Raw genomic sequence first — 20,847 nt, forward strand, 5'->3', positions numbered from 1 at the left:
TTCGAAGCGATAGGGCCAGCATTGAGCATGCAATCACGTTTGACCCATGGTTTAGTCGGTCTTGCCCCAGGCATCGTGCGCGATCAGCGCGGCCTCGACCCGGTTTCGGGCGTGGAGCTTGGAGAGGATTGCCGTCATGTAGTGCTTTACGGTTTTTTCCTGAAGATCCAGTTGATCTGCGATCTCCCGATTGCTCATCCCCTTCGCCACACGTCGAAGTATTTCTTCCTCGCGATGCGTGAGATCATCCAGAACATCACTGTCTTTGGAAGCTTCTGCCTCTCTGTTGATCTGAAGCAGGACGCGCGAGGCCAACCCGGGAGACACGAATCCTTCACCTGCGGCGATGCTGCGCAGTGAGGCCGTCAATTCGCTGGCTGTCACACCTTTGACGATGTAGCCGATTGCCCCTGCTTCCAAAGCATCCGCAACGTCACTGTTGTTTTCCGAGACCGTCAATATCGCGATAAATGGCGGGTTTGCCATGGCCGCGATTTTTCGCGTCGCATTTATGCCGCCCCCGGGCATCGAAAGATCGAGGATGACGATGTCAGGTTGATGAATGCCGACAAGTGAAATTGCCTCATCCGCGCTCGAGCCGGCAGCGAGAACTTCGAACCCATCGGCTTCGTCCAATGTCCGGTGCAAACCGTCCCTGAAAATCGGGTGATCATCCGCTATTACGACAGATGTTGTCATGACGTACTCATCTTTCTGGGAAATAGTATCATTGTGACAGAGGTACCTTTGCCAGGGCTTGACCTGACTTCGAACCTGCCGCCGATACTCTCAACCCGATCTCGCAAACCCAAGAGCCCCTGGCCTCCATCGTCACGCAGTACTTTTCCGTCCGAGGGGTCAAATCCGGGCCCGTCATCGTTGACATGAATGACGACCCGATCGTTATGCGCCTCGCAAATGACCGTGCATCGAGAATTCGGAGCATACCTGGCGGCGTTGGAAAGCGTTTCCTGAAGGAACCGGAAAACACACAGCTTGTCGGACACGGACAACTCGATCGTCTGGCTTCCCTGAAGTGAAACATCCGGCCGTAACGGGCTGTGTTCCGAGTGATCTTCTATCGCTCTTTTCACCACATCAATCAGCGCCAGATTGTCGATGTCCGGAGCGGACAACCCCCGCGACAACGCGCGAATTTCGGCCAGGGACTTCTGCAAAGACTGTTGAATCTCCTCGGCCTCAGCAGGCTTTTCATGCCTGTCCGAGAACGCCGCCTCCAACCTGAGGGCCGCGAGGGACAGATATTGAGCGGGACCGTCGTGAAGCTCGGAACCAAGCTTCTTCAGAAACCGGTCTGTTTGCGTGGCATATCGTTCCGACGCTTCGACCACGCGCGACCGCAGCCTGGCGTTCTGCTCTGCCATCTGCTCACTCTCTTTCAGACGCCGCTCCAACAGACGCCCCTGACGTCGAATGGTGTTGTCACCGATTGCCACGATGGAAAACAGCACGATTGTGCTTGCTGCAAATGCTGACCCGACGACCAGCCAGCTTGTCCGGCGGGCTTTGGCCATATCAACTTCCAGCTGTTCGGCTTTCTCGTAAAACTCTGCAACTGCAATGATATCGCCCGACCAGAGTTCGCGGATCGGGCTGTACACTTCAAGTAGCGGTATTCCAAGTGCTGCTTCTGCGGCGCTTTCGGCATGGTCGAGATCTTCGAAAGAACCCGAAATCTCTCCGCGCCAGGCTCGGCTCAGATCATCAGTCGGATCGAAACGGCTGCCAATGATGGTTGGATCCGACGCGTGCGCGATCACGCCTCCTTGTTTCCAAAACTTGAAAGACACAATGCGGTCCCGCATCGGCTGGGTCATGAATATTTCGTCCAGCGCCCGCCTTGCTTGATCGGAAAGACGATCCCCGTATGCAAGTTCCTGGCTGAGAGGGGATACGATGCTCTCCATATACAGCGCTGCGGAATTGGCAGAATTTTGGACAACTGCATTCTCGATCCGATTTGACACCCATGCGCCAACTATCGCGGTGGCCGTTCCCATCACGACAATGCAAGCCGCAAGAAAAACGCGCGACAATGACCAATTGCGAACTGACAGATCAGAAATCTCGGGTCTCATTTCGTGATCAACTATGAACGACAATCCCTGACCGCACCACCGACCTTGGTCTGAACTCACCAGCGTTCGGATTCGGAACTCGGATCATGTCAGAACCCTCGGTCGCGCAATCGCGCAGGCGGCAGACAGAAAGCACGCGTGGCCTTGCAGGAAGTACACGGAGCTCGCTCAAAACTCCGTCCAGACGATCAGCGCATCGGCCCAAAGCCGTCCTTGGAGGAGCCATACCTACGGGCGAGATTTTTGATTTGTCACCCCGGCAGAACAATGGAAAGGCGTTCAACCAAAGCTCTTTGCACGATGGCAAATCTCGGAGTGCGCGCTATCTCGTCCAGAGCCGCCACCCACAGCGGGACATCTATTCCGGGATCAATTTCTGACGACCGATGAAGCCTAGGATCCGCGTTCCCAATAAACGAGGGCAGGATCGTTTTGCCCACCCCGGATGCTGCCATCTGTTGGAGCACCAAAAAGCTGTCTGCCCCGTTGGTCATTTCATCGGCGCTGACATGTTCGGCCAGCCATTTGGCGGGAAGCGAGCGGCTCAACGCTCCATCAAGCCTCATCCATTTTCGGTTTGGGGAACCGTCGTCAAAAACGCCGAATGACAATGTTCCCGCACGTTCGCTGACAAGCCCTTCTTCAAGTTTGATCGAGGGTCGCACTGCGATGTCCGCGGTCAACCTTGACAGATCATGATGGCTGTTGCCGCTTAACAAAGTCAACTCCAAATCGGGATAAAGCCGCGATATCTCAGTCAGAATTTGGGGCAATACAAACTGACAAAGGCTGTCCGTAGACGCAATGCGGACCTGACCCGCAGGGGACCGGTTTGCCCCCACAATTGCCCGCTCTAAGGAAAGTACGGCCTCTTCAACGCTTTCCATCGCCGAAAAAATAGCTCTGGCCTCGGGTAGGGCAGTGTACCCTGACGGGTGTTTTTGAAAGATCACGCATCCAAAACGGTCTTCAAGCGCGGCGACTCTGCGCAGCACCGTTGCATGAGTGACACCAAGCGCCCCGGCAGCCGCATTCAGTGATCCGTGTTTCCTTACGGCCAGCGCGTATCGAAGGTCATCCCAGTTTTGGTTGTGCATAAATTAACAAGGAACAACAAATAACAAACAATTACAAGAAAAAATGTTCAGGCTAGTATTCGACGCATTGAACAGGGAGACGCACAATGATCAAGAAAATCCCGGCCGTTGCGGCAGGTTTGTTGTCGGTAGCCGTTATTGGATCAGCCATCGCCCATGAAACCGAAAATCCTGCGGTGAAGGCTCGGACCTCAATCATGCAGCTTTATGCCTTCAATCTTGGCACGTTGGGCGGCATGGCCAAGGGAGAGATTGAATATGATGCCGAGGCAGCAACACGGGCTGCAAATAACCTGGTTGTTCTGACGCAGATCGATCAATCTGCGATGTGGCCTGCCGGATCCGACAATGCGTCCGACCCGTCCACCCGGGCCTTGCCAGCCATCTGGGAGAACTTTCCGGATGTAAGCGCAAAAGGTCAGGCCATGGCGGAAGCCGCCGTTGCGATGCAGGCGGCGGCAGGCCAGGATGTCGATGCCCTTAAGGCGGCGATGGGTGATCTGGGTGGATCATGCTCGGCCTGTCATAAAGCTTACAGGGCACCGAAAGACTAAAGGAGCGCTGGCCATGCGGCGTTTGTTCATTTTCGCCGCAGGTATCGCTGTACTGGTCGGGCTGGTCGGTTTGGTACTGACCCGTCCGAAAACAGTTGACAAGACACAACTGAACGGGATTGTCCCTGATCTCAGTCGAGGTGAGGCAGTGTTTTACGCGGCTGGATGCGCGTCCTGTCATTCTGCTCCGAACGCAACGGGTGAGGAAAAGCTGGTACTCGCTGGCGGTCGTCGGTTTGCGTCGGATTTCGGCACCTTCGTAGCCCCGAACATATCCAGTGACCCGGTTGCCGGCATCGGATCGTGGTCCTCATTAGATCTGGCCAATGCTCTGCTTCACGGGACCGGGCCCGAAGGACAGCACTATTTCCCCGCATTTCCCTATACGTCCTACGCCAACATGTCAGCCGAGGACGTTGTTTCACTGCATGCCTTCCTCGGCACTCTGCCGGCGGTTCCAAGCCAAAGCGCAGCGCACGAGGTTGGCTTTCCTTTCAATATTCGACGCGGGCTGGGCGGGTGGAAGCTGTTGTATCTGAAACCGGGCTGGGTTGTGGAAGGCGATCTGACTGACCAGCAAATTCAAGGCCGATACCTGGTAGAGGCGTTGGGACATTGCGCAGAATGTCACACGCCGCGTAACGGGCTAGGGGGCCTGAAACGCGATCTCTGGCTGACAGGTGCACCAAACCCCAGCGGAAAGGGACGCATCCCCGGGCTGACTTCTGCCCAACTGGATTGGTCCGAGGCTGATATTGCCGAGTATCTGAAATCCGGTTTCACGCCGGATTATGATAGCGCGGGTGGTGAGATGGTCGAAGTCATCGAAAACACATCCCGCCTTACGGATGACGACCGTCTGGCGATTGCGGCCTATCTCAAGGCCGTGCCCGCGTCACCGACAGACTCGCCGTCAGAGTAACCCTCTTTGGCGCCATGCGGCCGATGCCAGATGTCCTTGCCAGCCGTCAGCACGAAGCCGCAAGGCCTATTCCCTTTTCGCCAAACTCCTGTTTTACGTTCTGGGCACCGGAACGCAGCACACGCCCGCGTTTCTGTTCAGGATTGATTGAGGGTCGTGGCCAAATGACACAAAAAATCGCGCTTTGGTCCATTCCGATATCCCTGGCGGTACTGGCCCTGAAGCTGCTGGCCTGGTGGCTGACAGGTTCGGTGGCGTTGTTGTCGGACGCGATGGAATCCACCGTCAATGTCGCAGCGGCCCTGCTGGCTTATTTTGCGGTTCGGGTCGCAAACAAGCCCCCTGATGAAAACCACCCCTTTGGCCACAAGAAAGCCGAGTATCTTTCCGCTGTCGTCGAGGGCGCATTGATTGTGTTGGCGGCGTTCTTGATCATCAGAGAGGCCGTGCTGGCACTTCCAAGTCCGCATCTTGAAGATGCGCCTTTTCTTGGAATCGCCGTCAATGTCATTGCAACGGGCGTGAATGGCGCATGGGCCTACCTGTTGCTTAAAGTCGGCAGGCGCGAAGGTTCACCTGCATTGGAGGCAAGCTCGCGGCACATTTTTACAGATGTCATGACGTCAGTTGGTGTCATCGCGGGGCTCACACTTGCACTTGTCACCGGCTGGCTTGTCCTTGACCCGATCCTTGCAATTCTGGTCGCGCTGAACATCCTGTGGGAAGGTTGGAAAGTCATTCGTGCGTCCGTTGACGGCCTGATGGATGTGAGCCTTTCTGAACGTGACTTGCAGGTTGTTTCCAGCACCATTGAAAACAATCTGGGCGCTGCGCTGGAATATCACGACCTCAAGGGGCGCAGATCCGCGAATGTCATCTTCGTCGAGTTTCACCTTGTTGTGGACGGCGCAATGCCGGTCAGCGCAGCCCATGACATCTGCAATGACATCGAACACGCATTGGAACGTCTTTATCCGGGTTCTGTTTTTGTCATTCATCTCGAACCCGATGACGAGCTGAAGGGTAACGGAGCACAACCGAACCAGGTTTCTTAAACCACTTGGTGCAATCGACTACGACCGAAGTCGTGGTTTTGGCGGGGACGTTCGGCCCGCAATTCATCAGACCTAAGCCCGATGTCGGGACGCAAAGCCCCGGATAACCTGTCACCGACACCATGAGTTGGGTCGAACAGAACCGGAGGCGAAAAAATGAAACTTCAAGGAAAACTGGGCCAGCTTCTCAGCACAGCAGCACTGGCTTCGTTGATTGCCGCGACGCCTTACGTGCCGAAGTTTGACGCGGAAGGTCGCCTGCACCTTGAACCAGCCTATGCCTTTGCCAAAAGTGGCAGCGGAAAAGACGGGGATGGAGGCGATGACGACCGAGGGGATGATCGTGGCGGCGAACGGGACGACAACTCGGGGTCGGGCAACAGTGGTCGCGGTGGTGATCGCGACGACGACAGGGACGATGACCGCGACGATGATCGGGACGACAATTCCGGATCCGGCAAAGGTGGTCGCGACGACGATGACGATGACGACGATGATGACTCGAAGCGTTCAAATCGAGGCAGTGGCAAAAAGGATCAATCCCGGTCAGGCGGCGGGTCATCGCGCTCTGCCGGCATAACGAAGGTTGAGACGAACGCCAACGGCATCGAAGTGCGCTATGCCGATGGAACCAAGGAAGAAATCGAAAACGGTCGGTATGAAAGGAAGAATGCTCAGAACCGCACGGTGGAAGAACGGCTGGCGACAGGCGCCGATGTCTCAAGGCTCCGGTCATTGGCAGATGGTATCTCCATCGACAACGTGCGCTCGTCCGGCCAAGGAGGTACTACGGGAAGCCGCCCGACGAAAGTTGAACGTCAGGGCAACAATATCGAAGTGAACTATGCCAATGGCTGGAAAGAAGAGATCGAGTTTGGCCGTTATGAGTTGAAAGACCCATACAACCGGACTGTCGTTGAGAGAAATGCAACCGCCGCTGACCGTCGGAGATTGCAGTCGGCAGGCAACTAGGCAACTACGTCAGAACGAAAGACAAAAGGCGGCTTCTCATTGTCAGAAGCCGCCTTTTCTTATCGTCTTTGCCAGCGCCTATTGGCGTACTGCATTGCTATCAATGGCTTCTTGCCCAAGGTGTTGACGCAATATTCCGCCCAACACGAAAGGCACGGGCACCAATGTCGCAACCCGCCATGAGCGATGTGTCATGTATGTCCTGCCCTTTCGCGTTTGCAACGACCAGTCATCCACTGGTTGTGAACCCTGATCCTAACGTTCACCGCGCCGATAGGGTGCCATCAGTGCGGCAGGCACTTCGGCCCTGCGGGCGACGAGAACGAGCGCGACGATGGAAAGCACATAGGGCGCCATCAGGAAGAGTTGATATGGCACGCCTTCAATCGCCGTTTGCAGCCGCAACTGGTATGCATCGAAAAAAGCAAACAGCACGGCACCGATCAACGCCTTGCCAGGCCGCCAACTTGCGAACACAACCAGTGCGATGCAGATCCACCCGCGTCCTTGAACCATGCCCGGGAAAAAACTGTTGAACGCCGTTGTCGTAAGGAACGCGCCACCCACTGCCATCAACGCTGATCCGACAACCACTGCACCAATGCGAATGCGAATGGGGTTCAGCCCCTGCGCCTCAACCGCGTGCGGGTTTTCACCGGTCATGCGAATGGCCAGCCCCAGCGGTGTCCGGGCAAGGGCGTAGGCCATCACAGCCACCGCAAACAGAGCGAGGTAGGTCGGCAGAGCCTGGGAAAACAGGATCGGACCCAAAATGGAGATATCGGAAACACCCGGAACATCGAGTGGCTGGAAAGGTTCTATCGTCGGGGGCAGATCGCCCACTTCGACAAGCAACCGGTAAAGGTAGTAGGCCAGCGCGGATGCAAACAGCGTGATGCCAAGCCCCGAGACATGTTGCGACAATCCAAGCGGGACCGTTAGCATGGCATGCAGCAATCCCAACATTGCGCCGCAAAGTGCCGCTATCATCAGGCCAACCAGCAAAGGCGCGCCCATGTAGACGGCAAGCCAACCGCTCATCGCGCCCATGGTCATGATCCCCTCGATCCCCAGATTGAGAACACCCGAACGTTCACAGAGCAACGCGCCGAGGACTCCGAAAATAAGCGGCGTTGCAATGCGCAGCACGGACGCCCAGAGGCTGGTATTCAGCAGCAGGTCAATTGCATCACTCATCGGCGCACCCGGTAAGTTGTGAAAAGAAGAGCCACGATCATGGTGAGCAGGCAGAGCGCCACGATCACGTCGGCAATGAAGCTGGGAACGCCGGTTGCGCGGCTCATGGCATCGGCCCCGACGAAAACGGTGGCGACGAAAACCGCGGCGGCGACCACACCCGCCGGATGCAAAGCGGCCAGCATTGCGACGACGATGCCGGCATAGCCGAATCCGGGGCTCATGGTTGTCGTGACCCCGGCTGTAACACCCATGACTTCGACGGAACCTGCCAGCCCTGCCAAAGCGCCTGACAGCAGGGCCACACCCATGATCGTTTTTGGAAGGGAAATTCCGGCAAAGGCGGCGGCACTGGCGTTCAAGCCTGCGGCGCGTGTTTCAGCACCAAAAACCGTGCGGGCCAGGATCAGCCAAACAACACCTGCTGCCGCGATGGCAAAAAGCAACCCGATATGAAGGCGCGTGCGGGGAATAAGATCCGGCAGGCGGTACTCTCCGCTCACGGGCACTGAGGAAGGCCAGCCAAAGGCCATCGGATCGCGCATCGGACCCTCGATCATGAGGCCGACGAAAAGGATCACAATGAAGTTGAGCAGTAGGGTCGTCACCACCTCATCCACCCCGAAACGCAGGCGCAAATAAGCGGGGCCCGCCAACAGGGCCGCACCCGCCGCCATGCCCGCCAGCATCAAAATCGGAATCCCGATCCATCCGGAAACCCCGAGAGAATGCCCGATCCACGCGGTAATCAGCGCGCCGACGAAGAACTGCCCCTCGCCGCCGATGTTCCAAAGACGCGCCCGAAAGGCGACGGCCGCGGCAAGCCCGGTAAATATCAGCGGCGTGGCGCGGGTCAGCATCTCGGTGATCGAAAGGCGCGAACCAAGCGCGCCGGTCAGCATTTCACCATAGGCAGTCAGCGGGTTCACACCTGCCGCTGCGATTAGACCCGCAGCCAATAACAACGCGGTAAAGATCGCGGCCAGCGGCGCAATGACCACAAGGTACAGCGGTACATATGTGCGTCGTTCAAGCCGCATCATCATCTTCCTTCCAGACACCTGCCATCATCAGGCCAAGGCGTTGCGGGTCAGCCTCATCAGCGGATATCGGTTTCGACAATCGACCCTTTACGATGGCCTGTATCCGGTCTGAAAGAGCTACGGCTTCTTCCAGTTCCTCCGAAATTAGCAGGATCGCAGCACCCTCGGCCCGTGCGGCCAGAAGCTCGGCATGAACTGCGGCAATTGCCCCTTCATCAAGGCCCCGCGTCGGCTGGTTGGCGAGCACGAAACGCGGTCCGTTGGTCAGGACTCGCCCCAGGATCAGCTTTTGCATGTTGCCGCCAGACAGCAGCCGTGTGCGCGTGTCAGGACTGGCCCCTCGGATATCAAATCGTTCGATAAGCCCTGCGGTGTATTCTCGGGCAGCGCGTTGTCGGACAAAGCCTCGGCGCGAAAACTCTGGTGTGCGCAGACGTTCAAGAACTGCATTTTCCCACAGGCTCAATTCACCCACGACACCTTCTGTATGGCGGTCTTCCGGTACCCTGCCTGCGCCAGCCTGGATCATGCCGCGCGGGCCCAGATGGCCGATATCCTTGTTCAGCAGTGTCAACTTCCCGGCGCCAGGGTGGATCAGTCCAGACAACAGCCCGCCAAGCGAGGCCTGACCATTGCCTGATACGCCGACGATACCAAGGATCTCGCCAGCGTGGACGGTGAATGACACGTCATCCAGCCGCAATTCACCGTCTTTTTCCACGCGCACATCGTTTGCGACCAGAACCGGCGCGCCAATCTCGTGGTCTTGACGAACGGGCCGTTCCACTTTGCGGCCAACCATCAATTCCGCCAACTCTCCGGGGGTGGTTTCAGAGGTCCTGCGTTCCGCGACCAACCTACCGCCACGAAGAACGGCCACACGGTCAGAGGCCGCCATGACCTCATGCAGTTTGTGACTGATGAAGATAAGCGACAGACCCTCTTTCGTCATGTCGCGCAGCGTCTCGAACAGGCGCATTGCTTCGGGCCGGGCCAGAACGGCCGTGGGTTCATCCAGGATCAGTATGCGCGCGTCTCGGTACAGCGCTTTCAGAATTTCGACGCGTTGACGTTCACCCACGGAAAGGGACTTGATCCTGTCGTCGGGGTTCACGGGCAGACCAAACCGATCCGCGATCTGCAACAACTTTGCGCGCGCCTCGCCACGTGCGGACCGTGCGCGTGTCAGGGGTTCTGAACCAAGCATGACGTTTTCAAGAACCGTGAGGTTGCCCGCAAGCGTAAAGTGCTGGTGTACCATGCCCACACCCACCTCGATCGCTGCGCGGGGCAGACCCGGAGGCAACGCTTTGCCAAACACCCTGACAGAGCCTTCGTCGGCTGCGTAATGGCCGAACAGGATGTTCATCAGCGTCGTCTTACCCGCGCCATTTTCACCCAACAATGCAAGGATTTCACCCTGGGCCAATGACAGGGTCACATCATCATTGGCGGTAAGCGTTCCAAAACGCTTTGTAATGCCGTGAAGTTCCAGAACCTTGTTCATGTGGGCAGGCCTGCGATTGGAGACGGAAAGGTAAGTTCGGGCGCACGCGCCTCGATCAGAGCGCCAAGTTTCAGCAGCGCAAGATCCGAGCCGGGTGGTCCCATCAGTTGCACACCGATTGGCAGGCCATTTGCCATGCCAAAGGGCAATGCCAAAGCCGGCAAGCCCGCGACATTGGCAAGTGCTGCGTTTGGGGCAAAGGCCTCCAACCGCGCCATGTGTTCATCCGCGGAGGCGCCAGAAAGGTCCAAAGTGCCGATAACAGGCGGCGCAAGCGATAGGACCGGCATCAGGACAGCATCCACAGAACTGAAAATCTTGCGAGCACGATATGTCAGGCGCGCAAGCTGTCTTGAGGTCGCAAAAAGCGCGGTGGCGGATGTGGCACGGCCCTCGGCAGCCATGGCGGCGGCAAGCGGTGGAACCTGGTCATCAGATATCCTGAGCGCAATGAGCCACTCGGCCAGCGAAACAGCCAGTATCGTTCGGGCAATTGCATGAGCCTCGGCCCCCATCTCGTCCGGGGTACAAATGTCATGCACCTCGCAGCCTGCATCGCGCAGAGCGTCAGCCGCATCCTTGGCGGCTTTGCACTGGTCAGTTCCGCAACGCTCGGGCAGTGCCAATGCAATGCGGGGGTGGTCCGCCGGATGTACCGGGGCCATGGGCTGGGCTACGGCTTGAAAGGCGGTTTCCACATCGCGTAGGGACCGCGCCAGAACCAGTTCTGACGCTATCCCCATCAGGTGATTGGCGAAATCAGGGCCCCCGGGCACCGCACCACGAGACGGCTTGAGCCCGGTCAAGCCGCAGCACGCGGCTGGGACTCTGATAGATCCGGCCGCATCCGTGGCATGAGCAATGGCGACGATGCCGCCTGCAACCGCAGCCGCGGCGCCGCCAGATGAGCCACCGGGCGTCAACGCGGGATTCCACGGGTTGCGGGCCGCAGCCATGCCATCTGGTTCGCATGTCAGGGAAAGGCCGAATGGCGGTGTTGCCGAGACGCCAAAAGGGATCAGGCCGGTCTGGCGCAAATCCTGCAACAGGCAGCTGTCACTTTCGGATTTTCGCCCTTGCGCGCGGATTGCCGCAGACCCGGCAGCAGCGGGCAGTCCCTTGGCGGAACCGCCGAGGTCTTTGACCAGGAACGGAACCCCGTGAAAGGGCCCCCGTCGATCAGATGGCGCTGCATCTGCCGCCCTCGCGCCGGCGCGGGCCATATCTTCGTCCAGGAACACCACGGCGCCCAGATCCGCCTGCGCGTGGCAGGCGGAAAGGCTTGCTTCCATCGCATCGGTGGCAGTGATCTGCCCCGCAGAAACGGCAGCAGCAAGAGCCGTGGCATCGGTCACGTCAAAGCCGCCGGGATCAGGAGGGCTCGCTTTCGTCGATCGGAACGTCCCATTCGCCGGATCGGATCGCGGCCTGTTTGGCCTCCATCGCAGGGACGGCGTCGGCAGGCACTTCGTCGGCGACATAGATCAGCTCATTGCCGCCATGAGCCATGAAGGAAAATTCGGTATAATTGCGCCCGGTGGGATTGCCGGCCTGAACATCCGCCACGATGGCTTCGATGGTTGGCCCATAGTTCCATATCGCGTTGGCAAAGACCGTGCCGGGATAGCGCGGTGTATAATCTATCAGTGAACCGATGGCCTTCACGCCGCGCGCCTGAGCGGCGTCAGCGGTGCCAATGCGTTCACCAAACAGGATGTCCGCGCCCGCGTCGATCTGGGCAATCGCGGCTTCCTGCGCGCGAGCCGGATCAAACCATGCTCCGATGAAACCGTTAAGGAAAGTGGCGTCAGGGTTCACTTCACTGACGCCCATCCGGAAAGCATTGATCAGGAGGTTCACCTCGGGGATCGGATAACCGCCGACGGAACCAAAAACATTGCTTTCCGACATTTGGCCGGCAAGCATTCCGGCCAGATAGGCCGCCTCGTGGTTGCGGGTGCCGAAGACGCCAAAATTGTCGCCCTCCGGTCCGCCGGAGGACCCCATCAAAAACGCGGTATCGGGGTAATCACCCGCCACTTCGCGTGCTTCGCGTTCCACCGCGTAAGACTCGCCCCAAATGATTTGCGCGCCGCCTTCGGCGTATTCGCGCATCGCACGGGGATAGTCGGTCGGAGCCACACCCTCTGAAAACTCATATTCGATCAGGCCAGCCTCGGCGGCTTCCTGCATCGCCACGTGGATCCGGCTGTTCCATGCATTTTCGACCGGAGACATATGCACGCCAGCGACGCGGGTTGCAGATTGTGCATTGGCGCGGCCGATATAAGCCGGCAGGGCCAGCATGGCCGCGGCGCCGACCATCAGTTGACGACGTGTAGTGGTGAGTTTCATCGGAGTATCCTCTTCTGTTGGTGGCAACTATTCTTGTTCTTGGGCTTCCTAAATATTGGGCCTGGGCGCGTAATCCGCGGGATCCAGGGTCGAGGGGCGGCTGGGCAAGGAAAGCGCGGCCAGTCTTGGTTCGGTACGCGCCAGCACCTTGCCGTTTTTGATGACGGCAAGACGTGTGGCTTTCATACGAACAGCTTCAATCGGGTCACGCGCTTGCAGCACAACCATGTTGGCTGGGCCGCCTTTGCGAATTGTCGGGTCAGGCAGACCCATGGTCTTGGCACCGTTCTGGGTAACGGATGTGAAAGCCCATTCCATCGCTTCGCGGGATGTCATCGGCACCGCATGCACGCCCATATGGGCCACTTCCAGCATGTCGGCGGACCCAAGAGAATACCATGGATCCATGGTGCAATCCTGCCCGAAGGAAACGTTCACACCTGCTGCACGCAATTCTGGTACGCGGGTCAGGCCACGGCGGCGCGGATAAGTGTCCGAGCGGCCTTGCAGCGTGATATTGATAAGCGGGTTCGGTACGACGTTCATGCCGCTTTCCGCGATCAGCGGAACAAGCTTCGAGGCATAGTAATTGTCGTATGAATGCATCGCCGTGACGTGGCTTGCAGTCACACGACCCCCGAGCCCAAGGCGTGTGGTCTCATAGGCGAGGGTTTCCACATGGCGCGACATCGGATCGTCACTTTCATCACAGTGCAGGTCCAGCATCAGGTCGCGATCCGCGGCAATCTCGGCCAGCCTCGTGACCGATCGAGCGCCTTCCGACATCGTGCGTTCAAAATGCGGGATACCGCCCACCACATCGACCCCCATATCGAGCGCCCGGATCAGGTTCTTTTCGGCATGTTCTGATCGATAGAGGCCATCTTGCGGGAATGCCACCAATTGCAGGTCAATATAGGGGGCAACAAGCTTGCGCACTTCCAGCAAAGCTTCGACACCCACCAACGGAGTTGACGAAACATCCACATGCGAACGGATGGCCAGCAATCCCTGCGACACGGCCAGATCGCAATATCGCATGGCCCGCTCGATCACCGCTTCGGGCGTCAGAAGGGGCTTCAGTTCTCCCCAAAGCGCGATGCCCTCCAAAAGCGTGCCCGAAACATTCATACGTGGCGACCCGAGGCTAAGGGTGGCATCCATATGGAAGTGCGGGTCGACGAACGGAGGTGAAACCAGGCGGCCCGTTGCATCAATTTCTTCGCGCGCCTCACCCATGATGTCAGCGGCAATTTCTGCAACACGGTCGCCGTTGATCGCAATATCCACCGGTTCGCGGCCATCCGGCAAGCTGGCCTTTCTGATGATGATGTCAAACATTCATCTGCCCCCTAATTTGACCACATGGTAAAAGTATTCAAAAAAATTGCTATTTATTTTTGCGATGTTTTGGAATTGGTGCCTGTGACGGCTTCTCAGCTGCTCATTATCAAAGCCCGACTGATTAAACTTTGGCCGTCTACAGCCCGGGATTTGGGGCAATGAACGCCCCGAGCCAAAAGAGCGCCCAATACAACCGCAAGATTGCTTGCCGATGCAAACAAAAGCTCTGCCCGCCACCGCACAGCAATATTCGATGACCGGTGCGGCGAACAGGGGCGACAGCCCACTGAAAAAAAGCTCAACCGGAGCGTTGATTGGTGAAGACATTGCCAATCCGCAACCTACATTCGCCGTGTTTCATCTCGACCGGAATTGGTGATACCTCCTTGCACGTCATGACCAATGTCGCGCCAACGATCCTTTCCACGGTTTCCAGCCAGTTTATCGATGACTGGCTGACGGCATTGCGTACGCTATGTCCCGAGGTTCAGATGGCATCGCTTCTCGCCCGGTCGGGTTTGGTCGCGGATACGCGTCACCCTCATGGTCGCGTCACGTTGGATCAGATCGTGTGTCTCTATCAACTTGCCGCAGTTGAGACCGGTGATGAGATGATGGGGCTTTGGAGCCGCCCAATCCGGCCGAGAGCCCTGCAACATCTTTTGACGACAGTCCGGGAAGCCACGTCTCTTTCATCGGCACTTTATCGCTTTTCGACCTTCTGGAACTTGTTGCTGGATGACTACCAGTTTGATCTGGATGACGCCGATAACATGTTGGTGCTTACGCTGAAGCCACGGGGCGCGCCTCAAGTTCAGCGGTTCGGGCACATGCTGATACTTAAACTTGCCCACGGGCTCATGTCTTGGCTGGCGGGGCACGAAGTTCCGGTCAAGGCTGTCGATTTCGTGTTTGAGCGCCCCGACTTTGATCAGGATTACGCGGTCATCTTTCCGGCACCGCTACGGTTCGGCCAAGGTGCCACCGCGATTTCGTTCGATCCGAATGCGTTGGGTCCAGTGCAGGCGCGCAGCACAAATGACCTTGACAGATTTTTACAAAACGCGCCCCGAGACTGGATCTTCACCAGTTCGCGAGAGCACACCCAATCGCTGCGGGTGCGCACCTATCTGGTCCAATCGGGATGGGACGCGGCAACCCTGACCCAGACGGCATCCGCGATGCACATGACCCCCCGCACCCTGATCCGCAGGCTGCATGCGGATGGTACATCGTTTCAGGCCATCAAGGATGCCCTGCGGCGTGATATCGCTATCCGTGATCTTCAGGCGGGGCGCAAAAGCGTTGAAGCCATCGCACATGATGTCGGATTTTCGTCGGCGGCCAATTTCCACCGGGCCTTTCAGCGCTGGACCGGAAGCACGCCAAGCTCATACCGCAGGGTGCAAATGTAGGGCGCCCGATTTGTCACTTTTGGACAATGATCTGTCATTGCACGAGATGGTCCCCAGCGGGCAGGATCGCTAGATCTTGCTGTAGAAAAACTTCTTTTCGGAAGTTTTGCCCTCAAAAACTCTTCATTCCGCTCATCCATGGCTTCCCGGTTGTGGCGCCATCTGAGAATGACCGTCGTGAAAGGATCCGCCAATGTCAGACAAACTCGACACCATACTCCAAGCCGCACGCGACCACGCCGTGCAGGTGATCCTGCCCAATGTGGATGCCTGGAACGCCGCGAAGAAGTGGCCGCGCGATGCTTCGGACAAGGCCGGAGCCGCTGGCCTGGCGGGCCTCTACGCCCCCGAAGAGTTTGGCGGTCAGGGCTTGCCGCTGGCGCAAGGCATTCAGGTCTATGAACAACTGGGACGGGGCGATGGTGCCTATGCCTTTGCCCTGTCGATGCATAACATCTGCACCTTCGCGGGCTGCGGTTATGGCACAGATGCCTTCAAGGAAAAGTGGGCGCGGGACCTGACATCTGGTCGCAAGCTGGCAAACTTTGCACTGACCGAACCACAATCCGGATCGGACGCAACAAACATGTATTCACGCGCCGTGGTCAATGACGACGGCACATGGACGATCAGCGGCGCGAAGGCATGGGTCAGCCTCGCGACCGAGGCGGACATCTATTTCACTGTGGTCAAGACCAGCGACACACCCGGCCACAAGGACATGGCGATGATCGCCATTCCCGCCGACGCACCGGGCCTCAGCTTTGGGCCGCTTTACGATACCCCGTCCTACAGCTTCCTGCCCCTGGCCGAAATGTACATGGACAAGGTCGTGGTCGATGAAACCAACATCATCCTACCCATTGGTCAGGGTCTTCAAGGCGCGCTCATGGCCATCGACATTGCCCGTGTTTCGATTGCCTCAGGATGCTGTGGATTGATGCAATCTGCGTTGGATACGGCGTTGTCCTATTCCAAGAACCGCAAGATGTTTGGCGGCAGGAACCTTGATCTGGACGGGATCCAGTGGATGCTGGGCGAGGTTGCAACCGACCTTGAAGCCTCAAAGCTTCTCTACCGAAAGGCGGCAGACTCCCTTGGCACGCCCGAAGGCCCCTTGATGGCCGCTCATGCCAAACGGTTTGTGCCAGATGCCGCAGTAAAGGCTGCGAACACCTGTACGCAGGTCCTGGGTGGTGCAGGGCTGTTGCAACCCTACGGCCTGGATCGCTTGTCCCGCCTCGCGCAAATGCTGCGGATCGTGGACGGGACGACAGAAATCAGCCGTGTGGTCATCGGGCGGGCCTTGCAAAAACGCGCGGCAACTCTGCCTGATCTGCCGGTACCGAAAGGTTTTGGCGAGACCGACTGAATGTCCCGCACCGGTTCGATGGGCGCAAATCTGAGATTCTGCGCAGACATCAGCAAGATCAAAAGGTACCGCATTATTGCGGCCGGTTGCCTGAATGGTTGACCGTGGTGCTAACTCGCCATGAACAAGGTCGCGCAAAGCGTATGAAGCTTTGCTTTCTGACGACACTGACATGTGGGACGGTGAAAGGTGGGGGCAGGGGAGTCGGGCGCATCAATAATCCCGACCTCTCCATCCAGCCCGAAACATGCCAACCGCGATTACGGAACATTGCAATCTGACGAACCGGAAGCCTTTCAAGGGGAGACATGCTCCGTTAAGCCGACGACGGCCATGCGCATAAAGCGGGCTTTGCACAGGTCGGAATGCGGCCCAAGCCGGACATGAGCTCAGAGCTCAGTTGTTGAGGATGGTTTTCCAAAGCCGCCGTTCACACGCGGCGCTTCATGCACTTCGGCGGCATGTTCGCAACGCAGATTCACCGGATGTTCGAGTTAACAGGAAAACGTATCTAAGCGGAACGCCCTGACATCAAGGCCGGTTTAAAACAAAGTTCGGTGCTATCCCTGCCTTCATGATCGCTGCTTCAACATCATGCCCTGCGAAGAAACCGTATCCCGAGATGAGTGCGGAAGCTATGCCTGCTTCTCGTGCGCCCAGTATGTCGGTGTGAAGGCTGTCGCCAACCATCAGAACCCGGGACTTGTCGATGTGTCCGAGACGTTGGAAAGCAATATCATAGATATTGGCGAAAGGCTTTCCAAAGAACTGAGGGGCGACGCCTGTCCGGTCTGCCAGCCGGTGTGCGTAAAGACCGGGTTCCTTGGAAAAACCGTACTCGCGCGGAGCGACAATGTCAGGGTTGCCGACCAATACCGGGCGGGGACGCTCTTGCAAAGTGGCCTCCAACATGGCTTGTCGCACTTCAGTCCAAACCGCTGACCCGATCAACAAGAACCCGTCGACGGTTTCGTAGGGCTTCGGGTCATCCTCCAGATAGGACAGTTTCAGCCCCTCCAGATCACGAAGGCCGGCACTGGGGGCCGCCATCAATCCCCAATGCAAATCACTTTGGCCGTTCAGTTCAGTCAACAACGTGGCCCGGCTGGTGATCACGTCTTGTGGTGCAAAATTGTAACCAAGCCTGTTGTACTTCTTAATAAGAGTTGCGTGGGGAAACCCGGCGGCATTCGACACGACCAGAACACGTTTGCCGGCGGCTGTCAGCGACCTGACCCGATCTGGCGTATCCGGGATCGCCGTATCACCAATATTGAGAACCCCGAAAGCATCGAGGAGGAACACGTCAAACTCATGAGCTATGTCCTCCAGCGTGTCCGCCTGGCGATAGCTTAATTCGGTAGATCTGGTTTGCGGCAGGCGATGTCGCACAGCCTCGTAGGCGTCAAAAGCTTCTTGCACAGAGAAACCGGTCAAATGATGGCCCCTCGTACTTTCGCCGAAACCCATTCGCTGATCATAACCGCGACGAGAATGACAATCAGGATCAGGCTGACTTGTGGCCAAGCCAGAACGTTGAGCGAAGCCGACAATTGCAACCCGATACCTCCGGCTCCAACCAGCCCGAGCACCGTGGATTCGCGGATGTTGATATCCCAACGGAAAACAGCAATGCCTGCAAACGCGGGCAGGATTTGCGGTACGATCCCATAGGCCATGACCTGCCAGCGTGAAGCACCGGTTGCCGTGATTGCTTCGACCTGCGTGTGATCAATCTCCTCAATCGCTTCGTAAAGAAGCTTTGCGCAAAACCCGATTGAACGAATGGCGATTGCTATGACACCGGCGAAAACTCCGGGACCAATAATTGCGATCAGAAGAAGCGCCCAGATCAACGAGTTGATAGAGCGAGTCGAGACAATGACCAACAGGGCAATCGGCCGGATGAACAAGGCCGATGGCGTTGTGTTACGGGCCGCCAAAAAGGCGACGGGCACTGCCATGCACAGGGCAATGATTGTTCCCAATGTGGCGATATTTAGCGTGTCCCAAATCGGGCGGCCCAGTTGGGTGATGTACTCCCAGTTAGGGGGCGTTGCCCGTGTCCAGATATCATTGGCGATGCGGGGCGCGTCCCAGACGAAAAACCAAGTGGTCGATTCCGAGATCAGCTGCCAGCAGTAAACAAAGATCGCCACGCCCAACAGCCAGCCGAACCAACGAACCAAGCTCTGACCGGTTGTCCGGCGACGCCAGATTTGCGCATCGTCGCGTTCAAGTATCGGCATTATTGAACCCTCGCTCGAATAATTCCCGAAAGGTATTCCAGAGCCATCACGATGCCGATGATCAGAATGAGAATGGCCGCCGCGGTGTCGTATTCATAGCGGTCGAATGCGGTGTTCAAAGTCGCACCAATTCCACCAGCCCCCACAAGCCCGAGGATCGCGCTTTCCCGGAAGTTGATGTCGATCCGATACATGGAAAGGCCCACAAGTCGCGGCATCACTTGCGGCTGAACTCCATAGTTGATCCATTGTGGCCAACGCGCTCCAGAGGCCTTGATCGCCTCGGCCTGAACCTTGTCCATGGCTTCGATATCTTCGGCCAGAAGTTTCGAAAGAAACCCTATGGTGGCGAAGGAAAGCGTCAGAAATCCGGCCAACGGGCCAAAGCCGAAGATCGCCACAAGCAATATGGCAACGATGATCTCTTGCAATGCCCGGCTTATCGCAACAATACCTCGGCAAATCATATAGATTGGCAATGGCGCGATGTTGCGGGCAGCCCCCAGCCCGATCGGGATCGATATCAGGATACCCACGACCGACGCGGCCACTGTCATCACGATACTTTCCAGAAGGCCGCTCCAAATATCTGACCACCGTGAAATGAAGTCTGGGCTGGTGAATGCAAGCACAAACGCCCAACCGCGATCCAGCCCTTCATAGACACGACCCCAATCGACTTCGATGGTCATAAAGGCTGCGATCAGGTAGGCGAGAAATCCAAGGAGCAATGCCCAGCGGAGCACTGGGTTCTTGACAAAGGCAGGCTTACGCCAGCCTTTTCCCAGCATGTCGTCCAGTTCTCGATGGCTCATTCTGCGGCCTCGACATCTTCATCTTCGTCCACTTTTTCGATGGTTGCCTCCCAGTCCTCTTCCCCATAGATCTCGGTCAGCTTCTCAGGGGTAAGGCCGGTGGGAAGCCCATCATACACAATTTCGCCAAATCGGAGTCCCACAACACGGGGAACAAACATCTGAGCGAGCGCCACATCATGGATATTGATGATGGCCGCCAATCCGCGTTCCTGACATAACTCGGTGATCAGCCGCATGATTTGACGGCTGGTCTTTGGGTCCAGCGACGCGGTTGGCTCATCAACCAGCAACAGTTTCGGGTTTTGAATCAATGCTCGACAAATGCCCACCCTTTGGCGTTGACCACCAGATAGCTCATCTGCCCGCTTGTCAGCCATGTGTAACAACCCGACCCGATCGAGCAAGCGGAAGGCTTCGTCCACATCCGACTGCGGATACCGCCGCAGGAAACTGCGCCAGAATCCCACGTATCCCAGCCTGCCGGACAATACGTTTTCCATCACCGTGAGGCGTTCGACCAACGCATATTCCTGAAAGATCATACCCATTTCGCGGCGTGCTTTCCGAAGCGCGCCCGATCCGAGCTTGGTCAGGTCAACCTCATCCAGAAGGACACCGCCGCTTGAAGGTTCAACCAAGCGGTTGATGCAACGGATCATGGTCGATTTGCCCGCGCCCGAGGGCCCGATCAACGCCAGAACCTGTCCTTTTGGAACCTCAAGATCGATGGCCTTCAGCGCCTGATCTCCGGTCTTGTATGTTTTCGTCAGCTTTTGAAGACGCAGCATGAAATGCCCCAGATTAGGGTGAACAGCGGGCCCTTTCAGGCCCGCCGGATGAGCCAAAAA

The 20,847-nt window shown here is 57.4% G+C and carries 19 protein-coding genes; 6 read left to right on the forward strand and 13 right to left on the reverse strand.

Translation table 11 applies throughout. The features are described 5' to 3' along the window. Positions 1-51: 51 nt before the first annotated feature. The 3 genes from ACR3E6_RS20440 to ACR3E6_RS20450 all read right to left on the reverse strand — a co-directional run bounded on the left by ACR3E6_RS20440 (position 52) and on the right by ACR3E6_RS20450 (position 3,196). Positions 52-699 carry a response regulator gene (locus ACR3E6_RS20440; protein ID WP_480489073.1) on the reverse strand — a complete coding sequence of 216 codons (648 nt, stop codon included), beginning with the start codon at positions 697-699 and terminating at the stop codon, positions 52-54. Further along, entirely contained in the window at positions 696-1,928 is a 1,233-nt protein-coding gene (locus ACR3E6_RS20445; RefSeq protein ID WP_480489075.1) for a sensor histidine kinase, read from the reverse strand. Before ACR3E6_RS20445 ends, ACR3E6_RS20440 begins: the two co-directional genes overlap by 4 nt. Before the next feature lie 422 nt (positions 1,929-2,350). After that, complete coding sequence (locus tag ACR3E6_RS20450) at positions 2,351-3,196, reverse strand: LysR family transcriptional regulator (RefSeq protein WP_480489077.1); 846 nt, start codon at positions 3,194-3,196, stop codon at positions 2,351-2,353. An 86-nt stretch (positions 3,197-3,282) separates the two neighbouring features. Here ACR3E6_RS20450 and ACR3E6_RS20455 point away from each other — a divergent pair, with 86 nt between their 5' ends. The 4 genes from ACR3E6_RS20455 to ACR3E6_RS20470 all read left to right on the forward strand — a co-directional run bounded on the left by ACR3E6_RS20455 (position 3,283) and on the right by ACR3E6_RS20470 (position 6,699). Beyond that, positions 3,283-3,750: a c-type cytochrome gene (locus ACR3E6_RS20455; RefSeq protein ID WP_480489079.1), complete on the forward strand. Its 468-nt coding sequence runs from the start codon at positions 3,283-3,285 to the stop codon at positions 3,748-3,750. A gap of 13 nt (positions 3,751-3,763) precedes the next feature. Further along, on the forward strand, positions 3,764-4,672 hold the full coding sequence (locus ACR3E6_RS20460) for a c-type cytochrome (RefSeq protein ID WP_480489081.1): 909 nt from the start codon (positions 3,764-3,766) through the stop codon (positions 4,670-4,672). A gap of 164 nt (positions 4,673-4,836) precedes the next feature. Next, positions 4,837-5,727 carry a cation diffusion facilitator family transporter gene (locus ACR3E6_RS20465; RefSeq protein ID WP_480489083.1) on the forward strand — a complete coding sequence of 297 codons (891 nt, stop codon included), beginning with the start codon at positions 4,837-4,839 and terminating at the stop codon, positions 5,725-5,727. Positions 5,728-5,883: 156 nt separating this feature from the next. Beyond that, positions 5,884-6,699, forward strand: a complete 816-nt coding sequence (locus ACR3E6_RS20470) for a hypothetical protein (protein ID WP_480489085.1) — start codon at positions 5,884-5,886, stop codon at positions 6,697-6,699. 255 nt (positions 6,700-6,954) lie between these two features. On the opposite strand, the gene ACR3E6_RS20475 is transcribed toward ACR3E6_RS20470, so the two are convergent. From ACR3E6_RS20475 to ACR3E6_RS20500, 6 genes are read right to left on the reverse strand one after another with little or no spacing between them, the layout of a single operon-like run. Beyond that, positions 6,955-7,896: an ABC transporter permease gene (locus ACR3E6_RS20475; protein ID WP_480489087.1), complete on the reverse strand. Its 942-nt coding sequence runs from the start codon at positions 7,894-7,896 to the stop codon at positions 6,955-6,957. After that, on the reverse strand, positions 7,893-8,936 hold the full coding sequence (locus ACR3E6_RS20480) for an ABC transporter permease (RefSeq protein ID WP_171636039.1): 1,044 nt from the start codon (positions 8,934-8,936) through the stop codon (positions 7,893-7,895). Before ACR3E6_RS20480 ends, ACR3E6_RS20475 begins: the two co-directional genes overlap by 4 nt. Next, a complete protein-coding gene (locus ACR3E6_RS20485; protein ID WP_210092892.1) occupies positions 8,926-10,446 on the reverse strand; it encodes an ABC transporter ATP-binding protein in 1,521 nt (506 codons plus the stop codon). The genes ACR3E6_RS20480 and ACR3E6_RS20485 overlap by 11 nt, the downstream gene beginning before the upstream one ends. Then, positions 10,443-11,801, reverse strand: coding sequence for an amidase (locus ACR3E6_RS20490; RefSeq protein ID WP_480489089.1), 1,359 nt, complete (start codon positions 11,799-11,801; stop codon positions 10,443-10,445). Before ACR3E6_RS20490 ends, ACR3E6_RS20485 begins: the two co-directional genes overlap by 4 nt. 16 nt (positions 11,802-11,817) lie before the next feature. Further along, complete coding sequence (locus ACR3E6_RS20495) at positions 11,818-12,801, reverse strand: BMP family protein (RefSeq protein WP_480489091.1); 984 nt, start codon at positions 12,799-12,801, stop codon at positions 11,818-11,820. A 48-nt stretch (positions 12,802-12,849) separates the two neighbouring features. After that, positions 12,850-14,142, reverse strand: a complete 1,293-nt coding sequence (locus tag ACR3E6_RS20500) for an amidohydrolase family protein (protein WP_171723751.1) — start codon at positions 14,140-14,142, stop codon at positions 12,850-12,852. A gap of 398 nt (positions 14,143-14,540) precedes the next feature. On the opposite strand from ACR3E6_RS20500, the gene ACR3E6_RS20505 reads away from it, so the two are divergent. Next, the gene (locus tag ACR3E6_RS20505; protein WP_480489173.1) at positions 14,541-15,560 is read left to right on the forward strand and encodes an AraC family transcriptional regulator; all 1,020 of its coding nucleotides are present in this window, start codon (positions 14,541-14,543) and stop codon (positions 15,558-15,560) included. A 193-nt stretch (positions 15,561-15,753) separates the two neighbouring features. Next, a complete protein-coding gene (locus tag ACR3E6_RS20510) occupies positions 15,754-16,932 on the forward strand; it encodes an acyl-CoA dehydrogenase family protein (protein WP_480489093.1) in 1,179 nt (392 codons plus the stop codon). A gap of 531 nt (positions 16,933-17,463) precedes the next feature. Here the strand turns inward: ACR3E6_RS20510 and ACR3E6_RS20515 are convergent. From ACR3E6_RS20515 to phnC, 4 genes are read right to left on the reverse strand one after another with little or no spacing between them, the layout of a single operon-like run. Beyond that, on the reverse strand, positions 17,464-18,369 hold the full coding sequence (locus tag ACR3E6_RS20515) for an HAD-IIA family hydrolase (protein ID WP_480489095.1): 906 nt from the start codon (positions 18,367-18,369) through the stop codon (positions 17,464-17,466). Beyond that, on the reverse strand, positions 18,366-19,181 hold the full coding sequence (gene phnE, locus ACR3E6_RS20520; protein ID WP_480489097.1) for a phosphonate ABC transporter, permease protein PhnE: 816 nt from the start codon (positions 19,179-19,181) through the stop codon (positions 18,366-18,368). The genes ACR3E6_RS20515 and phnE (ACR3E6_RS20520) overlap by 4 nt, the downstream gene beginning before the upstream one ends. After that, complete coding sequence (phnE, locus tag ACR3E6_RS20525) at positions 19,181-19,996, reverse strand: phosphonate ABC transporter, permease protein PhnE (RefSeq protein ID WP_171636053.1); 816 nt, start codon at positions 19,994-19,996, stop codon at positions 19,181-19,183. The genes phnE (ACR3E6_RS20520) and phnE (ACR3E6_RS20525) overlap by 1 nt, the downstream gene beginning before the upstream one ends. Beyond that, on the reverse strand, positions 19,993-20,787 hold the full coding sequence (gene phnC, locus ACR3E6_RS20530) for a phosphonate ABC transporter ATP-binding protein (RefSeq protein WP_170651922.1): 795 nt from the start codon (positions 20,785-20,787) through the stop codon (positions 19,993-19,995). Before phnC ends, phnE (ACR3E6_RS20525) begins: the two co-directional genes overlap by 4 nt. Between the last annotated feature and the right edge of the window lie 60 nt (positions 20,788-20,847).

The organism is Ruegeria sp. AL3 (genome assembly GCF_056536065.1).